The following is a 17765-nucleotide window of genomic DNA, read 5'->3' on the forward strand; positions in this document are numbered from 1 at the left end:
AAAGTCTATGGAAACCAACTCATGACCCAATATGTTTACAAATTTGGCGGCGGCGTGGCCGAGGGGAGTGCGGATGATCGCAATCTGCTTGGTGGCAAGGGCGCGAATCTCGCGGAAATGGCGGCGATTGGCCTGCCGGTGCCGCCGGGCTTCACCATCTCGACCGAGATGTGCACCCGCTATTATGATGATGGCGAGCGCTTCCCCGAAAGCCTGAAGGCCGATGTCGCCGCGGGCGTCAAACATATCGAGGCGATTACCGGCAAAAGCTTTGGCGGCGCCGATGATCCGCTGCTGGTCTCGGTGCGCTCGGGCGCGCGGGTGTCGATGCCGGGGATGATGGACACGGTGCTCAATCTTGGCCTGAATGACGCCACCGTTGCCGGGCTGGCGAGCATTTCTGGCGATGAGCGTTTCGCCTGGGACAGCTATCGCCGCTTCATCCAGATGTATTCCGATGTGGTGCTCGGTCTGGAGCATGACCTGTTTGAGGAAGCGCTGGAAATCATCAAGGAAGACAATGGCTTCTTCCTCGATACCGAGATGGAATCGAGCCACTGGCAGGCGCTGGTCGGCGAGTATAAAGAGATTGTCGAGCGCGAATGGGGCAAGCCTTTCCCGCAGGATGCCGAGGAACAGCTTTGGGGGGCGATCTCGGCGGTGTTCGGGTCATGGCAGTCGGAGCGGGCCAAGGTCTATCGCCGGTTGAATGATATTCCCGCCGACTGGGGCACCGCGGTTAATGTGCAGGCGATGGTGTTCGGCAATATGGGCGAAACCTCGGCCACCGGCGTGGCCTTTACCCGCAACCCGTCTGATGGCACGCATGCCTATTATGGCGAATGGCTAGTCAATGCGCAGGGCGAGGATGTCGTCGCCGGTATCCGCACGCCGCAATATCTGACCAAAGCCGCGCGCGAAGAGGCGGGGGCCAAGCCGCTCTCCATGGAAGAGGCGATGCCCGAAACCTATGCCGAGCTTGCGCGGGTGTTTGATCTGCTTGAAGCGCATTATCGCGATATGCAGGATATTGAGTTCACCGTGGAGCGCGGCCAGCTATGGATGCTGCAGACCCGCAGCGGCAAGCGCACCGCCAAGGCAGCGCTGAAGATCGCGGTCGATATGGCAGGCGAGGGCCTGATCAGCGAGCAGGAAGCCGTGCTGCGCGTCGATCCGATGGCGCTCGATCAGCTGCTGCACCCGACGCTCGACCCGGATGCCGCGCGCGATGTACTGACCAACGGCCTGCCGGCATCGCCCGGCGCGGCGTCTGGTGTGATCGTGTTCGATGCCGATACCGCCGAGCGCCGCAACGAGATGGGCGACAGCGTGATATTGGTGCGCGTTGAGACATCGCCGGAAGATATTCACGGCATGCATGCGGCCAAGGGCATTTTGACTGCGCGCGGCGGCATGACCAGCCACGCCGCCGTGGTAGCGCGCGGCATGGGGCGGCCCTGTGTCTCGGGTGCGGGTGGTCTCACCATCGATGCCAAGGCGGGGACGCTGACGATTACAGGGCGTGAATTCCGCGAGGGCGATGTGCTGACCATTGACGGCTCGACCGGCGAAGTGATGGCGGGCGAAGTGCCGACGATCCAACCCGAGCTGGTCGGCGATTTTGGCACGTTGATGGGCTGGGCCGACAAGGTGCGCCGTCTCGCGGTGCGCACCAATGCCGAGACGCCGCTCGATTGCCAGACCGCGCGCGATTTCGGTGCGGAGGGCATTGGCCTGTGCCGCACCGAGCATATGTTCTTTGACAGTGCCCGGATTACCGCAGTGCGCCAGATGATCCTGGCCGAGAATGAAGAGGGCCGCCGCGCGGCGCTGGCGAAATTGCTGCCCGAACAGCGCGCCGATTTTGCCCGGATTTTCGAGATCATGGTCGGCCTGCCGGTGACGATCCGCCTGCTCGATCCGCCGCTGCATGAATTCCTGCCGCATGGTGAGGCGGAATTCGCCGAAGTGGCCGAAGCGGCTGACGTGGGCGTCGAAACACTCAAGCGCCGGGTTGCCGAGTTGCATGAATTCAACCCGATGCTTGGCCATCGCGGCTGTCGTCTCGGCGTGACCTATCCGGAAATATACGAGATGCAGGCGCGGGCGATCTTTGAAGCGGCGTGCGATGTTGCCGAGGCCAGCGGCGAAGCGCCGATCCCCGAGGTGATGATCCCGCTGGTCGCCACCCGCAAGGAACTGGCGCTGATGCGCGATGTTGTCGACAGCACCGCCAAGGCCGTCTTCGCCGAAAAGGGCCGTGAGATTGCCTATCTGGTCGGCACCATGATCGAACTGCCACGCGCCGCGCTGATGGCCGACCATATCGCCAATGAGGGCGAGTTTTTCAGCTTTGGAACCAATGACTTGACGCAGACAGCTCTGGGCGTTTCCCGCGATGATGCGGCGCGTTTCCTCGGCCAATATGTCGATAAAGGCATTTATCCGCGTGATCCGTTTGTCAGCCTGGATATTGAGGGTGTCGGCCAGTTGATCGAGATTGCGGTTGAGAAAGGCCGCGCCACCCGGCCCGATATCAAGCTCGGCATTTGCGGCGAGCATGGCGGCGATCCGGCGAGTATCGCGTTCTGCGATCATGTCGGCCTCGACTATGTCAGCGCCTCGCCCTATCGTGTGCCGATTGCGCGGCTGGCGGCGGCGCAGGCAGCGCTCAAAAGCTAATCGCCAGCAGGAGCATTGATGCTGCGTTTTCTCGGCTATCTGTTGTGCATCCTTCTCGGCCTTGGTGCCGGTGGTGGTCTGGCGGCATGGCAGTTGCGCAATGACAGTACGACAATGGGCATCGCCAACGGCCCATGGAAAACCGCGGAGAATATCGGCAGCCGCTATGCCGATATGCGCACCCGTGCGGTTGTTGCGCTGCGTGGGCTGCTGGCGCTGCCCGATAGCGAGGCGGTCTATTACAATGCGGCGGTCGATAGCGAAGGCGAGGCGCTGAGCGGCAATTGTCACTATCGCGTCAGCGGCGGCGCGCTGCCCGCGCGCTGGTGGAGCGTCACCGCCTATGATCTTGACGGCTATCTGCTTCCCAATGATAGCGGTCATTACTCGGTGGGCAGCGGCGCATTGCCAGCGGAGGAGCAAGGGAATTGGTCGTTCGTCGTTGGCCCTGACAACACGGTCGCATCGGGTGGCAAGTGGATAGAAGTCGTGGCGGATGCACCGTTTGAATTGACGCTGCGCACCTATCACCCGTCAAAAACGTTGCTTGAGGGCAAGGACAGCGTAACCTTGCCGACCGTCACCCGGCTGGCATGCGCCCAATGAGGCCGCAAAGCATAGTCTTCGGCGTCATGCTGCTGCTGGCTTCGGGCATCGGCGGCTATTTTGGCGTATTCAGCCAGGCACCAAGCTACATCATGGGCCGAGCCTGGGACAGCATTACCGAACGCGTGGGCGAGCCCAATGTCATGTCGCATGTGCCGCTGGTTGATGCCTCATCACGTGATGTCGTGCGGCCCAGTCCCGATCTGCTCTATTCCATCTGCCCCTTTGATCTGCACAAGGCGCCTTTGCGGGTTCATGCCGAGGCTGTGCCCGATCATTATTGGTCACTGACGGTGTTCGATGAGGAAACCAATGCCGTCTATGTCCGCAGCGACCGCGATACGGGCGGCGAATCGATAGATGTTGTCGTTGGCCGCTTTGATCAGCTGGTCAACAAGACCGGCGAGAAGGTGCAGGTGCCCGGCAATAAGGGCATCGCGCTGGTGCGGGTGCTGATGAAGGATCGCAGCGAATTTGATGCGATTGACCCGATCCGCAGCAAATCGACGTGCGAGCCGATTGTGCTGCGCTAAAGGTTCCGTTCGCCTCGAGCGAAGTCGAGAGGCTATTGCAAGCAGAGAACGGTGTCTCGACTTCGCTCGACACGAACGGGTAGAGGTTACAGGGCGATCTGCCTGCCACCCTTGAATAGCGCGGTTACCCGGCCCTGAACCGGCATCTTGTCAAATGGCGTATTCCCCGCCGCTGCTTCCATTTTTGCTGAATCGACGACCCATGGCCGGTCCATGTCGAACACCATGATATCGGCTTCCATGCCCTCGGCGAGTTGCCCGGCATCGACGCTAAGAATAGCAGCAGGATTTGAAGTCAGCTTGGCGATAGCATCAGAGAGGCTCAGCACCTTGTCGCGCACCAGATTCAGGGTGAGGGCGAGCAATGTCTCCGCGCCCGCCATACCTGGTTCGGCATCGGCAAAGGGCAGGCGTTTATCTTCAGGGCCGCGCGGATCATGGCCGGAGGCGATGACATCAATCGTGCCATCGGCCAGCGCCTCGAGACAGGCCTGACGGTCATCCTCACTGCGCAACGGTGGCGACAGGCGGGTAAAGGTGCGGAAACCGCCAAGCGCCACATCCGAGAGCATAAAATGCGCCGGGGTAATGCCGCAGGTGACGGATAGCCCCTCGGCCTTGGCAGCGCGGATCAGGTCGAGACCGGCGCGCGTCGTCACTTGCCGGAAATGCAGATGCGCGCCGCTCAGGCGCACCAGCGCGATATCGCGGGCGATGGATATCGCTTCGGCTTCGGCCGGGGCGGATGGAAGACCAAGGCGCAGTGCCATTTCGCCATCGGTCGCAACCGCTTTCCCGGTCAGCCCTTCGTCTTCGCTATGGACAAACAGCGGTAGATCGAGCGCGGCGCAATATTGCATCAGCCGCAACATCGTGCCGCTATCGGCGATCCAGCCGCGTCCGGTTGCGACACCGCGCGCCCCGGCATCCTGCATCAGCGCCAGTTCGGCCATTTCGCTGCCCGCCAGTTCGCGTGTGGCGCCGCCCAGTGGATGCACCCAGAAATCCGGCTTTCCCGATTGTGCGACAAAGCGCACCCGCGCTGGATGGTCGAGCGGCGGGTTCTGGTCGGGCATCACCGCAGCCCGGGTGATGCCGCCGAAGTGAAAGGCGGGTTTATCGACCGCGAACACGCCGAGATCGATAATGCCGGGCGCGACATATTGGCCTTTTGCGTCCAGAGCATCGCTTGGGGCAGTGTCGGGATTGATCGCGCTGATCTCGTCACCCGCCATGCTGAGTGAGCCGTTTTCGGATATGCTACCATCGGGCAGGATCAGACGGCCATTGGTGATGCTGGTGGAATTGCTCATGACCAGCCCTCCACCTTGCGCGCTCTGCGGGTCAGCACATCGAGACAGGCCATGCGCATCGCTACGCCCATCTCCACCTGTTCGGTGACGCTGGAGCGGCTGGGGTCATCGGCGACATTACTGTCAATCTCGACGCCGCGATTCATCGGGCCGGGGTGCATCACCAGCGCATCAGGAGCGGCGCGCGTCAGGCGTTCTTCGGTAAGGCCATAAAGCCGCCGATATTCGCGGGTGGAGGGGATAAACTGCCCCTGCATCCGCTCATTTTGCAGCCGCAGCATCATCACCACATCGACGCCGTCCAGCGCTGCATCAAAATCGGTAAAGGCGGTGACCTGCATCGCCTCAATCGCGTTCGGCATTAACGAGGGCGGGCCGACCACGCGCACCTCCGCGCCCAATGTGGTGAGACAGATGATATTCGATCTTGCCACACGGCTGTGCAAAATGTCGCCGCAAATGGCGATTTTGAGGCCACCAATCTCACCCTTGCGGCGGCGGATGGTGAGCGCATCGAGCAGCGCCTGAGTCGGATGCTCATGGCTGCCATCGCCGGCATTGAGCACCGGGCAATCAACCTTGTCGGCAATCAGCTGGACTGCACCCGAACTGCCATGGCGAATGACAATCGCATCAGCGCGCATGGCGTTGAGCGTCATCGCGGTGTCGATCAGCGTTTCGCCCTTTTTGATGCTCGACTGCGCTGCATGCATATTCACCACGTCGGCACCGAGGCGTTTACCGGCAATCTCGAACGACAGCAGCGTACGGGTGGAATTCTCGAAAAAGGCGTTGATAACGGTGAGGCCAGCGAGCCGGTCATCATGTTTGGACGATTGCTGATTGAGCGCGACCCATTGCTCGGCCTCGGCCAGAAGATACTGGATTTCCCAGGGCTGCAAGCCAGCTATGCCCAGCAAATTGCGGTGCGGAAAGGCATCCGAACCTTCAGGGAAGGACGGATAGGCGGGAGAATCTGTCGCTGTCATTAAAATGGGAGCATTAGGCTCAGTGGCCTCTAACCGCAAGGGCTAACGCGGCTCGCTTTGTCCCGCTGTTGTTGTGAAGGCGGCAGCAAGAAAAAGCAGCGCACCCGCCCCCATGACGACAACGGGTATCCATTCATTGAGTAATAGCGCCAGAGCGCCACAGCTGAATACGGCAACTGACAGGATCAAACAGATCGGCTTTCGCATGGCGGGCATGGCAAGGGCCAACATGCCGAAAATAGCCAGAGCGCACAGGTATAGGCTCGGCATGATGTAGAGGATCGGGAACATGTCCTTCAGAAAATCAGAAGCATTGCTCGCATTCATCTGGCTGGTGAACTCTCCAAATCCTGAAATATGCAAGGCGGCTATGGCGAGGACGAAGACTATTCCGAGCGCACAGGAAATTGCAGACATATCAATCCTCTTGATTCGGTGAGTCCGGAATCACGCTTTGCACCAGCGCATCAATCGCGCCTTGCAGGATATATTCCGCTGCCTTGGCATCGACCTGCGCGGCGCGTTTGGCGCGGCTGACATCGGCGGCGATCATCGCGCGTTCAACTGCCATGGTGGACCATCGCTCATCCCATAGCAGTATCGGCAACTCCAATATGGCAAGGTTGCGGGCAAAGGCGCGGGTGGACTGCGTTTGCGGCGTATCGCGGCCATCGAGCGAGAGCGGCAGGCCGATGACCAAGCCGACAATATTCTGCTCAGCTATAATCACACGTAGCTTGTCCGCATCCTTGCTGAACTTGCCCCGTGGTAGGGTTTTGTCAGCCGAGGCAATGCTCCACCCGGCATCACAAAAGGCAACACCGATGGTCTTGCTGCCCACATCCAGCCCCATCAACCGCCCGCCTTCTGGCAGAGCCTCGCGAAATTGGGCGGGATCGGTCGTGAGCATTAAATCCTCCCCGGCACGGGGAGGGGGACCAGCGAAGCTGGTGGAGGGGCACCTGCCGCTTGTACTATATGTGGTCCACGCGGAGGCGCGGAGACGCGGAGTAAATACTGGCCAATATCTCCGCGTCTCCGCGCCTCCGCGTGAGAATAAGAGGATCTGGAAATTGCCTCGATCACTCGCTGTCATCTCCAGTGCTATCCTCGCCCAGAAATGCCGCCACCCTCCGTTCTGCATCAGCACGGATATTGGCCCAGAACAGCGGATAGTCATAGACATGGTAATTATTGCCCGGCAGCACATAATTGCCCAGCTCGGGCGGATCACCGATTTTCAGAAACCCGCGTTCATCGCAGCGTGCCGGGACTTCTCCGGCGACAATCTCGCCATCGGTCAGCTTTTCATTCGGAACCAGCGTGCCGATATTCTCTTCTTTCGTCGTCTCGTCATTGACCACACCGCTCACCGGATTGACGCAGAGCGCAGGCTGTCCCGCGCGTGATTGGCCATCAAAGCCGGTGGTTGAATCATAGGCGGAGAGAATCAGATCAGTTTCCGCCGGTTCGGCAAAGCTCTGCCAGCTAAGGATACAGCCGGTCTGATCCGGCGCTTCGCATCCGGCCATGCCCATGGCGGGCAGGTCATTCACCACCGATATCGGCCAGCCGACAATATAGGCCGCGACGATACGATCCGCGACCGGCTTTCCGGCAATCCGGTTCTGCAGCAAATAGGTGAGGTGCAGCGCCCCCTGGCTATGCCCGCCAAGAATGATCGGCGCGTCTTCGGGAATATCGCGGAGAAACTCTGCAAAGGCGGTATCGACATCCTTATAGGCCGCATCCAGCGCTTTGCCCGCTTCAGGCTTGTCGGTCATAAAGGCACCTATTGCGGCCTGACGATAGCGCGGTGCCCAGATATGGCTGATGCCGTTGAACACGCTCGCCTGACTGCGCAGGAAAATTCGTGCGCGGTCCTGGGATTCCTTGTCATCCAGCGGCGCATTCCAGTTATCGGCGGCAAGATAGGACGTGGGATGCACATAAAAGGTATGGACCTTCGGGTCTTTTGCAGCCTCATAACCCTCGGGCGTCCACAGCACCTGATTATTCTCGCTAATCTCCGGCCGCGAGAACCACATATCGACCGGCGCATAAGCGGTTTCCGCCATCAGCTCCTGCTCGACATATTCTACGGTCGGAACAAAATAGAATTGCGACAGCTCTTTCGGAAACAGGCGCAACACGGTGAGCCCGGCGATCACCAGAACGATCATAAAGGCAAAGACATAGAGAAATTTACGAGCCAAATGCTTGCTCCGACAAAAGGTTATGACCGATAGGTGGGTCGCGACAGGATTGTGCTTCCCTGCCATATAGTCAGGGTCTTTCAGGCACGCAAAGGGTGAAACGCAATGAACACAGCGGATAGCATGTCCGGCACAGCCGCAAGCAGTGCGGTTGCAGACACTGGCGATGGCGGCTGGCCGTTGCGGCCTTGGCTGCTCTCACTATTGCTCGGAATTTGCGGATTGCTGGTCCATATCTTTTGGCAGCAGGACATGCGCGCCTATGACGATCCCTTGCCGCAATGGCGCGCTGCCGGGGCAGCATTTTTCTTCTTTGGCGGCCTGGGTGCAGCCTTTGCACTGGAACAGCGTCGCATTTTGTGGAGCGTGATCTTTGCACTTATAGCGGGCGCGATCATTGCGGCGATTGCATGGTGGGTCAGCGGCTATTGGGAATATGGCTATTATTGGAACTGGAGCTTTGCCGCTGGTGTTGCCGCATTGCTGATTTCTGTACCGCTGTTTCAGACGATACGAGATAATCCTGAAGATACGCCGCGTGCACTGCCTTATGATCGGCTGCATTTCTATAGCTGGTCCGATGTGGTTGTCGGTGCCGCCTCCATGGCGTTTCTCGGCGCAAGCTGGCTGTTGCTGACCCTTATCAGTGTGCTGTTTCAGCTGATCAATATCGATTTCATTCAAGAGTTGATGCGCGAGGACTGGTTCGGCTGGGTGTTTAGCGGGCTAAGCTTTGGCGCAGCTTTGGGCGTATTGCGCGAAAATGCCGGGCTGCTTGGCGTGTTGCAGCGGGTGGCGTTGATTGTGCTTTCCATCCTCGCGCCATTTTTGGCGGCTGCGCTGGCGCTGTTCCTGATCTCACTGCTGTTTACCGGCCTTGATGAACTATGGGCCGCGACCAAGAATACGACGCCAATTCTGATAAGCTGCGCCGTTGCTGCGGTTATTCTCGCCAACGCAGTGATCCGCAACAGCCCCGAAGAGGCGAGCCAGTCGCGCCTTCTGAAGATAAGCGCCATGATATTGGCGCTAACCATATTGCCGCTGGCCGTAATTTCCGCGGTGTCCATTGGCCTGCGCATTGATCAGCATGGCTTTACGCCCGAGCGCTTTTGGGTGCTGCTGATTGTTGCCATCGCCAGCGCTTATGGTCTGGCCTATCTCGCCTGTGTCGCTTTGGGGCGGAGCGGATGGAGCGAGCGCCTGCGCCCGGCCAATGTGCGGCTGTCGGTCGCGCTGTGCGTGATTGCGCTGTTGCTGGCTATGCCGTTTGTCGACTTTGGCGCATGGTCGGCGCGCGATCAGCTGGCGCGGCTGGAAAGCGGCGCGGTTAGCGAAGAGGATTTCGACTATTATGCGCTGGCACGGCAATTTGGCCCCACTGGCCGCGCAAAGGCGGAAGAGATGGCCAAAGGTGAGGGCGAGCGCGCAAAGCAGGCGCAATTGGCGCTCGATGCGGACAATCGTTGGGAATATGACGACGACATCAAGCTGGAGCAGGAACGCGAAATCTACCTGGTCCAGCCGGACCGGCCGCTGCCAGAGGCATTACGCGAAAAACTGTTGGGATCACAGCAATGCAAGTTCAGCGCCTGTAAGGTCATCTGGGACGGCGAAAGCCGGGTCTTTGTGGTTGGGCAACAATGCGATGGATGCCCGGTCTCGCGGCGCTCTTTTGCGCTGGAAGACGGTCAATGGCGCTCCATACATACGGCTTACACCAATAGCGACAAAGTCGAGACGGTGACCGAAGAGACCAAAGTTGAAATCCGCACGATTGAGCGGCGTCAGGTCTTTGTGGATGGCAAAGCGGTCGGCGACAGCTTCGAATAATGACTTTTCCGCAGCGCAGTTTCGCAAAGCGCTTGAAGCGGTGAATAGGCGGTGCTAGCGGCAAAATCATGTCTGTAAACGAAGATGATGTCCGCAAAATGGCTGTGTTGGCGCGGATTGCCATGCCCGACGAGGAAATCGCCGGGCTGGTGCCGGAGCTCAATAATATTCTCCACTGGGTCGAGCAGCTGGGCGAAGTTGATGTCACTGGCGTCGAGCCAATGGCCTCTGTGATTCACAATAAGCAACGTCTGCGTGACGATGTGATCAATGCTGATCCGCAAACTGCAGGCGGCGTGCGCGACAAGGTGCTGGCCAACGCACCGATGGCCGAGCATGGCTTCTTTGGTGTGCCAAAGGTGATTGAATAGTGTGTTTTGTTAAAGACACCGTCAGGGCTGAGCTTGTCGAAGCCCGTTTCTCAGCATGGCACCAAGTCGATAAGCGCCCTTCGACAGGCTCAGGGCTAACGGAATGTATAAATGAGCAATTTAACTGATCTTGGTATTAAGGAAATCCGCGACGGCGTGCGCGCCGGAAGCTTCAGCGCGCGCGAAGTGGCCGAGGCGCATATTGAGCAGGTGTCCAAGGCCAAGGCGCTCAATGCGTTTCTGATCGAGACGCCGGATCACGCGCTCGCTGCAGCCGATGCTGCCGACAAAGCGAAAGCCGCAGGCGAAGAGCTGGCACCTTTGGCTGGCGTGCCCATCGGCATGAAAGACCTGTTCTGCACCGAGGGCGTGGAGGCACGGGCTGCCAGCGCGATTCTTGATGGCTTTACGCCAACCTATGAATCCACTGTTTCGGGCAAGCTGTTCGCCGCGGGCGCGGGGATGCTGGGCAAGCTGAACATGGACCAGTTTGCCATGGGTTCGTCGAATGAGACCAGCGCCTTTGGCAACGTCGTTTCGCCCTGGCGGCGCAATGATGGTGGCAATACCGATATGTCACCTGGAGGCTCTTCGGGCGGTTCGTCCGCAGCGGTTGCGGCGCGGCTGTGTCCGGGCGCGACCGGCACCGATACCGGCGGCTCGATCCGACAGCCTGCGGCGTTTACCGGCATTAGCGGCATCAAGCCGACCTATGGCCGCTGCTCACGCTGGGGCATTATTGCCTTTGCCAGCTCGCTCGATCAGGCGGGCTCGATGGCGCGCGATGTCACCGATTGCGCGATCATGCTCGAGGCTATGGCGGGCTATGACCCGAAAGATTCCACCTCGCTCAATGCGCCGGTGCCTAACTGGGAAGCGGGTCTCAATGCCGATCTGAAAGGCAAGCGTGTCGGCATCCCGAAAGAGTACCGCATTGACGGCACGCCAGCCGAAATCAATGCGCTTTGGGATCAGGGCGCGGCATGGCTCAAAGATGCGGGCGCGGAGATTGTCGAGGTCTCGCTGCCGCACACCAAATATGCGCTGCCCGCCTATTATATCATCGCGCCGGCCGAGGCGTCATCCAATCTCGCGCGCTATGATGGCGTGCGTTATGGTCATCGCGAGCTGCCTGATGGTGCAGGCCTGCAGGATATGTATGCCGAGACACGCGAGGCGGGGTTTGGCGCAGAGGTGAAGCGCCGCATCATGATCGGCACCTATGTGCTGTCAGCGGGCTTTTATGATGCCTATTACACCCAGGCGCAAAAGGTTCGCACGTTGATTGCACGCGATTTTGAGCAGGTATGGCAGCAATGCGATGTGCTGCTGACCCCGACTGCACCGAGTGCGTCCTTCGGCCTGGGCGAGAAAAGCAACGATCCGATTGCGATGTATCTCAACGACGTTTTTGCTGTGCCGGCTTCTATGGCGGGGCTTCCGGCCATGTCCGTACCCGGCGGGCTGGACAGTCAGGGTCTGCCCTTGGGCTTGCAGATTATCGGCAAAGAGCTCGACGAGCAGGGCGTTCTCAACGCGGGCCTCGCCATTGAACAGCGTGCAGGCTTTGCCGCCCGTCCAGAGGCGTGGTGGTGATAGCCTTTCGCTTAGCCTCGGTCGCTCTGGCAGCGGTTGCTCTGACCAGTTGCTCATTGGTTGAACCGCCCATCCACCGCGGCACCATGGCAGGAAGCGCGGAGACCGAGCAATATTATGGCCCGGTGCTGACCGTTGCTGAGGATACCCCCGCAGAATCGGCCACCGCTTTGCAGCAGATCGCCGATGAGACGCTGCAGGTGATGACCTCGAACCGGTTTCTGGAAAATGCTATCGCGATGAGCGGGCAATATCCGGAACTCTTCATCAACGGCAAACTCGGCTATCGCTCCGCTGCATGGACCGCGAGCAATTTTCAGGATCCGGTCGGCGATTATCGCTTTAATGCAACGCCGATCACACTGGGCGAGAAGCGCGCCTTTACCGGCTATGATCGGCTCGGCTGGCGGATGCAGGTGCCGCAGGAAACGCTGACACTCTGGGCATCGGAAGATGTGGTTGAGCGCAGCTGCGCAATACGGATTATCGCGCATGAGACGGCGCACACGCTGGTTGATATGGATGGCAGCATTGTGATGGTCGATGATGGCGCCGATGCCTTCAACTCGCGCCGCACCGGCACCACCGGCAGCTATGTCATGGCCGGTCTGGCGCAATGCACCTGGCTGCAAAATCAGGGCCGTATCGGCGAGAAGGAAGTCCCGGCCTGTGTCGCGGAATTCTATAAGGCCCCGGTTTTCCCATGGGAACGCGGCCAGTTTGCGGACAATAAATGCGATGAATTTCCGGGCGATACGCCGATTGGTAAGGTAGGACCTTAGAGGACTGAATAATACACTATCGTCACCCTGAACTTGTTTCAGGGTCTCAGGCCAAAAGCGCTTCGCTTGCCAGCCAGATGCTGAAACAAGTTCAGCATGACGAATTTGGGAATGAGATATGACAGAATCAACCTATAGAGTGCAGGGCGCAACCGGTGAGTGGGAGGTCGTGATCGGCCTTGAGGTGCATGCCCAGATCACCAGCCAGTCCAAGCTGTTCTCCGGCGCGGCGACCGAATTTGGCGCTGAGCCCAATACCCAGGTGTCGCTGGTCGATGCCGCGATGCCCGGCATGCTCCCAGTACCGAACAAGGAGTGCATCCGCCAGGCGGTACGCACCGGTATGGCGCTGAATGCGCAGATCAATCCCTGGTCGCGGTTCGACCGGAAGAATTATTTCTATGCCGATCTGCCGCAGGGCTATCAGATCAGCCAGCTCTTCCACCCGATTGTGGGTGAGGGCGAGATTGAGGTTTCGCTCGACGAGAAGAACCCCGATGCACCGGGCAAATCGATCGGCATTGAGCGCATCCATGTCGAGCAGGATGCCGGCAAGCTGATGCATGATCAGCATCCGACCATGTCCTATGTTGACCTCAATCGCTCTGGCGTGGCGCTGATGGAAATCGTCTCGCGCCCCGATATGCGCAGCCCGCAAGAAGCCGGTGCCTATGTCCGCAAGCTGCGTTCGATCCTGCGCTATGTCGGCTCGTGCGACGGCAATATGGAACAGGGTTCGATGCGCGCCGATGTCAATGTTTCGGTGCGCAAGCCGGGTGAGGAATTCGGCACTCGAACCGAGACCAAAAACGTCAATTCGGTCCGCTTCCTGCAGCAGGTTATTGAATTTGAAGCCAATCGTCAGGTCGATGTTCTGGAAAGCGGCGGTCGCGTGGTACAGGAAACCCGCCTGTTCGATCCGGATAAGGGCGAAACCCGTTCTATGCGCTCCAAAGAGGACGCGCATGACTATCGCTATTTCCCCGATCCCGATCTGCTGCCGGTCGAGCTGGATGATGAGTTTCTCGAGGAATGCAAAGCTTCGCTCCCCGAACTGCCCGACGCCAAGCGGGCGCGTTATGAAGGCGAGCTGGGCCTTACCGCTTATAACGCCGCTGTCCTGACCGCCGAAGTAGAAACGGCGCAGCGTTTCGAGGAACTGCTCGCGGAAGCCGCCACCGCTATCGGCAAGCCCGAACCCAAGGTCGCCACACAGGTCGCCAACTGGATCCTCTCGGTCGCGCCCGGCGTGATCAAATCGCTGGGCGAAGAGGCTAATCTCGAGCACAATAGCGCCAGCGCCAATGCCGCCATTCTGGCGATGGTCGACAAGGGCAGCAGCTCAGGCGGGCAGGCGAAGGAAATCTACGAAATCCTGCTCAAAACCGGCCGCGACCCTGCCGAAATCGCCGAGACCGAAGGGCTGCAACAAACCTCTGATACCGGCGCAATCGAAGCCGCGATCAGCGACATCCTCGCCAATAATGCCGACAAGGTCGAACAATATAAGGGCGGCAAGGACAAGCTGTTCGGTTTCTTTGTCGGCCAGACGATGAAAGCGATGCAGGGCAAGGCCAATCCGCAGATTGTCAATGAGCTGCTGAAAAAGGCTTTGAACAGCTAGGTCGACCCTGAGCGTCACATATTGCATTACCTCTGTAATTTCTCGTATAGCGCTCCAGATTGATTTGACTCAACCTGAATATTTGATGAATCTTCCCTGTTAGTTGGTTGTTTGTCTGGCAGGGGGTGAGACATGAAAGAGGTTGCGCTTAAAGTTACAGCGATATTACTGTTGCTATTTGCCCATACGGCTCATGCGCAAGAAAAATCCGCTGTAAAAGAAGACTTTGCGTTTCCATCTGATGGCAGCGCAATAATTTTGGTGTTTCGGCCGGACATCTCGGTAGGGCGCCAATCTACAGGCGGGGTCAATGAGCCGAGTGTTGAGTGGACAGAAACAGCACGCCGATTGCTGACAAATGAGCTGATCAATGCTGATGTTACCAAGCAGCATCAATTTGTCTTTCTGCCTGAGTATCAGGGGGCGGAAGGGGAACTGATCAATGATTACCAGAATCTGTTCCAGGCGGTCACATTTTCGGTCGTTCAGCACAAATTGTTCTCGGGTAACAGGCTGCCTACTAAGAAGCGGATGAGCTCACTTGACTGGAGCCTGGGCGAGGGAACCCAGCAACTCGCCGATCTAGGCGGCGGCGATTATGCTCTCTTCTTCTATACCTATGACAGCTATGGTTCTGCAGGCCGCAAGGCCGCCCAGGCTGTTGGCATGTTGGGCTGCATCATCGGTGTGTGCGTCCCCATCAGCGCGGGCGTGCATACTGGCTATGCCGGTTTGGTCGATCTGAAGACCGGAGACCTTGTCTGGGTCAATGCCGACCTTGAAATGGGTGGTGATGTTCGTGAGCTGGAAGGTGCGCAAAAACGCGTTGCGCAGTTGCTTGAGGACTTTCCGCTTCCGGCTCCCGGCACGGAAGGCGACGTAACGGTTATTGACCCGATTACCGGACAGCGCGTCCCCTATGATCCTGCGGTGCATGATTCCATGATTGGTATTGACCCTGTCAAGGGAGGTGATTCGGTGGGCTCCGAAGATGCGACTGAGAAGCTGGAAGATGCAACCGTGTCAGATATCGAGGAGCCGATTGCGACTCCTGCGCCTGAAAGTGCAGCGGAGCCGGCAGGTGAGATCGGTAGCGATGGGACCAATGACAACTGAGCTGCCTTCCCGTTTCGGCATGATTGTCGCACGCTGCTGCATGCTTGCGGCCAGCGCTGCGCTTGCATGTGCTGTACCGGTGCAGTCAGCCTATGCGCTCGGCAACAATGACAAGGTGGATTTCTCCAACTCCATTGGCCCTGGCTACCAGCCGATAGACGATGACGAAAAAGGGCTTTGGATGCGGGTGAATGAGGTTGAACGCGACTTCAAACACTCGAAGTTCATAATCAAAGACCCTGCGCTGAATGAATATGTCCGCAATGTTCTGTGCCGCACAGTGGGCGAAGCGGAATGCGCGGATATCCGACTCTACATCATGCGTACGCCACATTTTAACGCCAGCATGGCCCCCAATGGTATGATGCAGATATGGTCCGGCTTGCTGCTCCGGGTCCAAAATGAGGCTCAATTGGCGGCGATTCTGGCGCATGAATATGCCCATTACACCCGCAGGCATTCCTTGCAGTCCTTTCGCAATATTCGCCGCAATACCGGGCGTGGATTGTTCTTTTCCATGATCATCCCATTTGCTGGTCTGTTGACGGTTGATTCTATCTTCTCATTCAGCAGGGAAATGGAGCGCGAAGCGGATCGCCTCTCTCTTGGATATCTTGAGCGTGCCGGATATTCAGCGATAGAGGCATCTCGCATATGGGAGCAATTGCGCGCCGAACAGGATGCGACCGCAGCCGAACGACAGATCAAAAGCCGCAAAGACAAAACCGGTGGTCTGTTTGCAACCCATCCGAATAGCCGCGAGCGTATGGAGATTCTAAGGGATCTGGTCGAGCAGGCCCCCGAAGCCGGGCAGGGAGACATTAACCGGTCGGAATATCTTGCTGCTGTGGCGGACTGGTGGCCGCGCTTCATTGATGACCAGATCAAGCGCAATGATTTTGGTGGAACCGAGTTCTTGCTCAACCAGCTTGCAGAAACTGAGAATACCCCTCAGCTGCACTATGCCAAGGCCGAGCTCTACCGGGCGCGCGGTGCGGAGGGGGACTTCGCGATAGCTGTTTCAGAGTATGAGTTGGCCTTGCAGAGCGAACCCGGTTTCGCAGCAGCGATGCGGGGCATGGGCCTGGCGTTGTTGCGCATGGGCCAGCGCGGTGATGGGCAGGCCTTTTTGCGACAATATATTGAAGCCGCGCCCGATGCGCCGGATATTGCAATGATGAAGATGATGGGAGGAATGTAATGCGTCCTGTTCTTTCAACCTTGGCGGCAACATTGTTGCTGACATCCTTTCCGACTGCACCGGCATTTGCTGGCTGGAAGCTAATCGAATCTGGTTCGGAGAATATGCTCAAGAAGGGCGGCATGACGGTAACGGCCAACGGTGACTGGAACCGTCAGACCAGCCGCCCCGGCAAGAAAGCGGAAGAGTGGACCATGGATGGTTTCTCTCTCAATCGCGTTGCCTTTTATGGTGAGATCGTCACCGGTGACACGCTGTACAAGGACCGGAATAAGAAAGAGCGGCCTTTGCCGACCTTCGACTCCAGTATGTTGCCGCCCGATATTATCAACTGGTTTGAGGCGACAATACGCATCGTTCGGGAAACCGCCATTTTTGAAGTTGACAATGTCCAACCCTTTGAGTTCAGCGGCAATCCGGGCTTCCGGTTTACCTATAGCTATGTCGATGGAGACGAATTGAAGCGCCGTGGTGATGCGGCCGGAGCGATGATTGACGGTAAATTCTATATGATGGATTATTCTGCCGCCGATATTCACTATTTCGACAAGGATCATGACAAGTTTGAAGCGATGCTCCAGTCCTTGCGTGTCACAAGCTGAGCGTTGGTACTTTGCTGATCAAAACCGAGGGTATGGAAATAGTCCACCGCCCCCTTGCCCTTTGGCGCGGCTTTGTATAGACGCACGCGCTTGACCGGCAGTGTGCGGGCGTGGCGGAACTGGTAGACGCGCCAGATTTAGGTTCTGGTATCGAAAGGTGTGGGGGTTCGAGTCCCTTCGCCCGCACCAATTGCCCCAGGCAATGACACTGTCGCACCCTTATATTCTGGCATGCAGGGCTCCGATGTGCGGGCCGTGCTCGCCAAAGTGCGGATTGAACACAGAAAGCGTAACGAGAAAC

Annotated in this window: 16 protein-coding genes and 1 tRNA gene; 12 read left to right on the plus strand and 5 right to left on the minus strand. The window is 58.4% G+C overall.

Translation table 11 applies throughout. The features are described from left to right. Positions 1–21 precede the first annotated feature (21 nt). Genes ppdK through RB602_RS06885 form a run of 3 tightly spaced genes read left to right on the plus strand, consistent with a single transcriptional unit; the run spans position 22 to position 3821 of the window. The gene (gene ppdK / locus RB602_RS06875; RefSeq protein ID WP_317084121.1) at positions 22–2682 is read left to right on the plus strand and encodes a pyruvate, phosphate dikinase; all 2661 of its coding nucleotides are present in this window, start codon (positions 22–24) and stop codon (positions 2680–2682) included. 18 nt (positions 2683–2700) lie between these two features. Continuing rightward, the gene (locus RB602_RS06880; RefSeq protein ID WP_317084122.1) at positions 2701–3288 is read left to right on the plus strand and encodes a DUF1214 domain-containing protein; all 588 of its coding nucleotides are present in this window, start codon (positions 2701–2703) and stop codon (positions 3286–3288) included. Beyond that, positions 3285–3821, plus strand: a complete 537-nt coding sequence (locus tag RB602_RS06885) for a DUF1254 domain-containing protein (protein WP_317084123.1) — start codon at positions 3285–3287, stop codon at positions 3819–3821. The genes RB602_RS06880 and RB602_RS06885 overlap by 4 nt, the downstream gene beginning before the upstream one ends. An 86-nt stretch (positions 3822–3907) precedes the next feature. Here RB602_RS06885 and RB602_RS06890 read toward each other — a convergent pair whose 3' ends face one another. The 5 genes from RB602_RS06890 to RB602_RS06910 all read right to left on the minus strand — a co-directional run bounded on the left by RB602_RS06890 (position 3908) and on the right by RB602_RS06910 (position 8339). Beyond that, on the minus strand, positions 3908–5134 hold the full coding sequence (locus RB602_RS06890) for a dihydroorotase (protein ID WP_317084125.1): 1227 nt from the start codon (positions 5132–5134) through the stop codon (positions 3908–3910). Then, positions 5131–6123 carry an aspartate carbamoyltransferase catalytic subunit gene (locus RB602_RS06895; RefSeq protein WP_317084126.1) on the minus strand — a complete coding sequence of 331 codons (993 nt, stop codon included), beginning with the start codon at positions 6121–6123 and terminating at the stop codon, positions 5131–5133. Before RB602_RS06895 ends, RB602_RS06890 begins: the two co-directional genes overlap by 4 nt. 42 nt (positions 6124–6165) lie before the next feature. Beyond that, positions 6166–6540: a hypothetical protein gene (locus tag RB602_RS06900; protein WP_317084128.1), complete on the minus strand. Its 375-nt coding sequence runs from the start codon at positions 6538–6540 to the stop codon at positions 6166–6168. Between the two features lies 1 nt (position 6541). Further along, positions 6542–7033, minus strand: a complete 492-nt coding sequence (ruvX, locus tag RB602_RS06905; RefSeq protein ID WP_317084129.1) for a Holliday junction resolvase RuvX — start codon at positions 7031–7033, stop codon at positions 6542–6544. Positions 7034–7205: 172 nt separating this feature from the next. Then, positions 7206–8339: a DUF3089 domain-containing protein gene (locus tag RB602_RS06910; RefSeq protein WP_317084131.1), complete on the minus strand. Its 1134-nt coding sequence runs from the start codon at positions 8337–8339 to the stop codon at positions 7206–7208. Positions 8340–8444: 105 nt separating this feature from the next. Here RB602_RS06910 and RB602_RS06915 point away from each other — a divergent pair, with 105 nt between their 5' ends. The 9 genes from RB602_RS06915 (at position 8445) to RB602_RS06955 (ending at position 17653) form a co-directional block, all read left to right on the plus strand. Beyond that, complete coding sequence (locus tag RB602_RS06915; RefSeq protein WP_317084134.1) at positions 8445–10172, plus strand: DUF4153 domain-containing protein; 1728 nt, start codon at positions 8445–8447, stop codon at positions 10170–10172. A 68-nt stretch (positions 10173–10240) separates the two neighbouring features. Beyond that, positions 10241–10543 carry an Asp-tRNA(Asn)/Glu-tRNA(Gln) amidotransferase subunit GatC gene (gatC, locus tag RB602_RS06920; RefSeq protein WP_317084136.1) on the plus strand — a complete coding sequence of 101 codons (303 nt, stop codon included), beginning with the start codon at positions 10241–10243 and terminating at the stop codon, positions 10541–10543. Positions 10544–10654: 111 nt separating this feature from the next. Beyond that, positions 10655–12139: an Asp-tRNA(Asn)/Glu-tRNA(Gln) amidotransferase subunit GatA gene (gene gatA / locus RB602_RS06925; protein ID WP_317084138.1), complete on the plus strand. Its 1485-nt coding sequence runs from the start codon at positions 10655–10657 to the stop codon at positions 12137–12139. Beyond that, positions 12136–12921, plus strand: a complete 786-nt coding sequence (locus RB602_RS06930; RefSeq protein ID WP_317084140.1) for a hypothetical protein — start codon at positions 12136–12138, stop codon at positions 12919–12921. Before gatA ends, RB602_RS06930 begins: the two co-directional genes overlap by 4 nt. Before the next feature lie 118 nt (positions 12922–13039). Beyond that, complete coding sequence (gene gatB / locus RB602_RS06935; RefSeq protein WP_317084142.1) at positions 13040–14545, plus strand: Asp-tRNA(Asn)/Glu-tRNA(Gln) amidotransferase subunit GatB; 1506 nt, start codon at positions 13040–13042, stop codon at positions 14543–14545. 132 nt (positions 14546–14677) lie between these two features. Next, complete coding sequence (locus RB602_RS06940) at positions 14678–15661, plus strand: hypothetical protein (protein WP_317084144.1); 984 nt, start codon at positions 14678–14680, stop codon at positions 15659–15661. Next, positions 15651–16862 carry a M48 family metalloprotease gene (locus RB602_RS06945; RefSeq protein ID WP_317084147.1) on the plus strand — a complete coding sequence of 404 codons (1212 nt, stop codon included), beginning with the start codon at positions 15651–15653 and terminating at the stop codon, positions 16860–16862. Before RB602_RS06940 ends, RB602_RS06945 begins: the two co-directional genes overlap by 11 nt. Next, entirely contained in the window at positions 16862–17464 is a 603-nt protein-coding gene (locus tag RB602_RS06950; protein ID WP_317084149.1) for a hypothetical protein, read from the plus strand. Before RB602_RS06945 ends, RB602_RS06950 begins: the two co-directional genes overlap by 1 nt. 104 nt (positions 17465–17568) lie before the next feature. After that, positions 17569–17653 (plus strand) — tRNA-Leu (locus RB602_RS06955). Positions 17654–17765 lie beyond the last annotated feature (112 nt).

It is taken from the genome of Parasphingorhabdus sp. SCSIO 66989 (genome assembly GCF_032852305.1).
Lineage (GTDB): Bacteria > Pseudomonadota > Alphaproteobacteria > Sphingomonadales > Sphingomonadaceae > Alterisphingorhabdus > Alterisphingorhabdus coralli.

What these genes read in the sequence shown, in the direction of transcription:
- ppdK (WP_317084121.1), top strand. Translation starts at nt 22, where the DNA reads ATGACCCAATATGTTTACAAATTTGGCGGCGGCGTGGCCGAGGGGAGT.
- RB602_RS06880 (WP_317084122.1), top strand. Translation starts at nt 2,701, where the DNA reads ATGCTGCGTTTTCTCGGCTATCTGTTGTGCATCCTTCTCGGCCTTGGT.
- RB602_RS06885 (WP_317084123.1), top strand. Translation starts at nt 3,285, where the DNA reads ATGAGGCCGCAAAGCATAGTCTTCGGCGTCATGCTGCTGCTGGCTTCG.
- RB602_RS06890 (WP_317084125.1), bottom strand. Translation starts at nt 5,134, where the DNA reads ATGAGCAATTCCACCAGCATCACCAATGGCCGTCTGATCCTGCCCGAT.
- RB602_RS06895 (WP_317084126.1), bottom strand. Translation starts at nt 6,123, where the DNA reads ATGACAGCGACAGATTCTCCCGCCTATCCGTCCTTCCCTGAAGGTTCG.
- RB602_RS06900 (WP_317084128.1), bottom strand. Translation starts at nt 6,540, where the DNA reads ATGTCTGCAATTTCCTGTGCGCTCGGAATAGTCTTCGTCCTCGCCATA.
- ruvX (WP_317084129.1), bottom strand. Translation starts at nt 7,033, where the DNA reads ATGCTCACGACCGATCCCGCCCAATTTCGCGAGGCTCTGCCAGAAGGC.
- RB602_RS06915 (WP_317084134.1), top strand. Translation starts at nt 8,445, where the DNA reads ATGAACACAGCGGATAGCATGTCCGGCACAGCCGCAAGCAGTGCGGTT.
- gatC (WP_317084136.1), top strand. Translation starts at nt 10,241, where the DNA reads ATGTCTGTAAACGAAGATGATGTCCGCAAAATGGCTGTGTTGGCGCGG.
- gatA (WP_317084138.1), top strand. Translation starts at nt 10,655, where the DNA reads ATGAGCAATTTAACTGATCTTGGTATTAAGGAAATCCGCGACGGCGTG.
- gatB (WP_317084142.1), top strand. Translation starts at nt 13,040, where the DNA reads ATGACAGAATCAACCTATAGAGTGCAGGGCGCAACCGGTGAGTGGGAG.
- RB602_RS06940 (WP_317084144.1), top strand. Translation starts at nt 14,678, where the DNA reads ATGAAAGAGGTTGCGCTTAAAGTTACAGCGATATTACTGTTGCTATTT.
- RB602_RS06945 (WP_317084147.1), top strand. Translation starts at nt 15,651, where the DNA reads ATGACAACTGAGCTGCCTTCCCGTTTCGGCATGATTGTCGCACGCTGC.
- RB602_RS06950 (WP_317084149.1), top strand. Translation starts at nt 16,862, where the DNA reads ATGCGTCCTGTTCTTTCAACCTTGGCGGCAACATTGTTGCTGACATCC.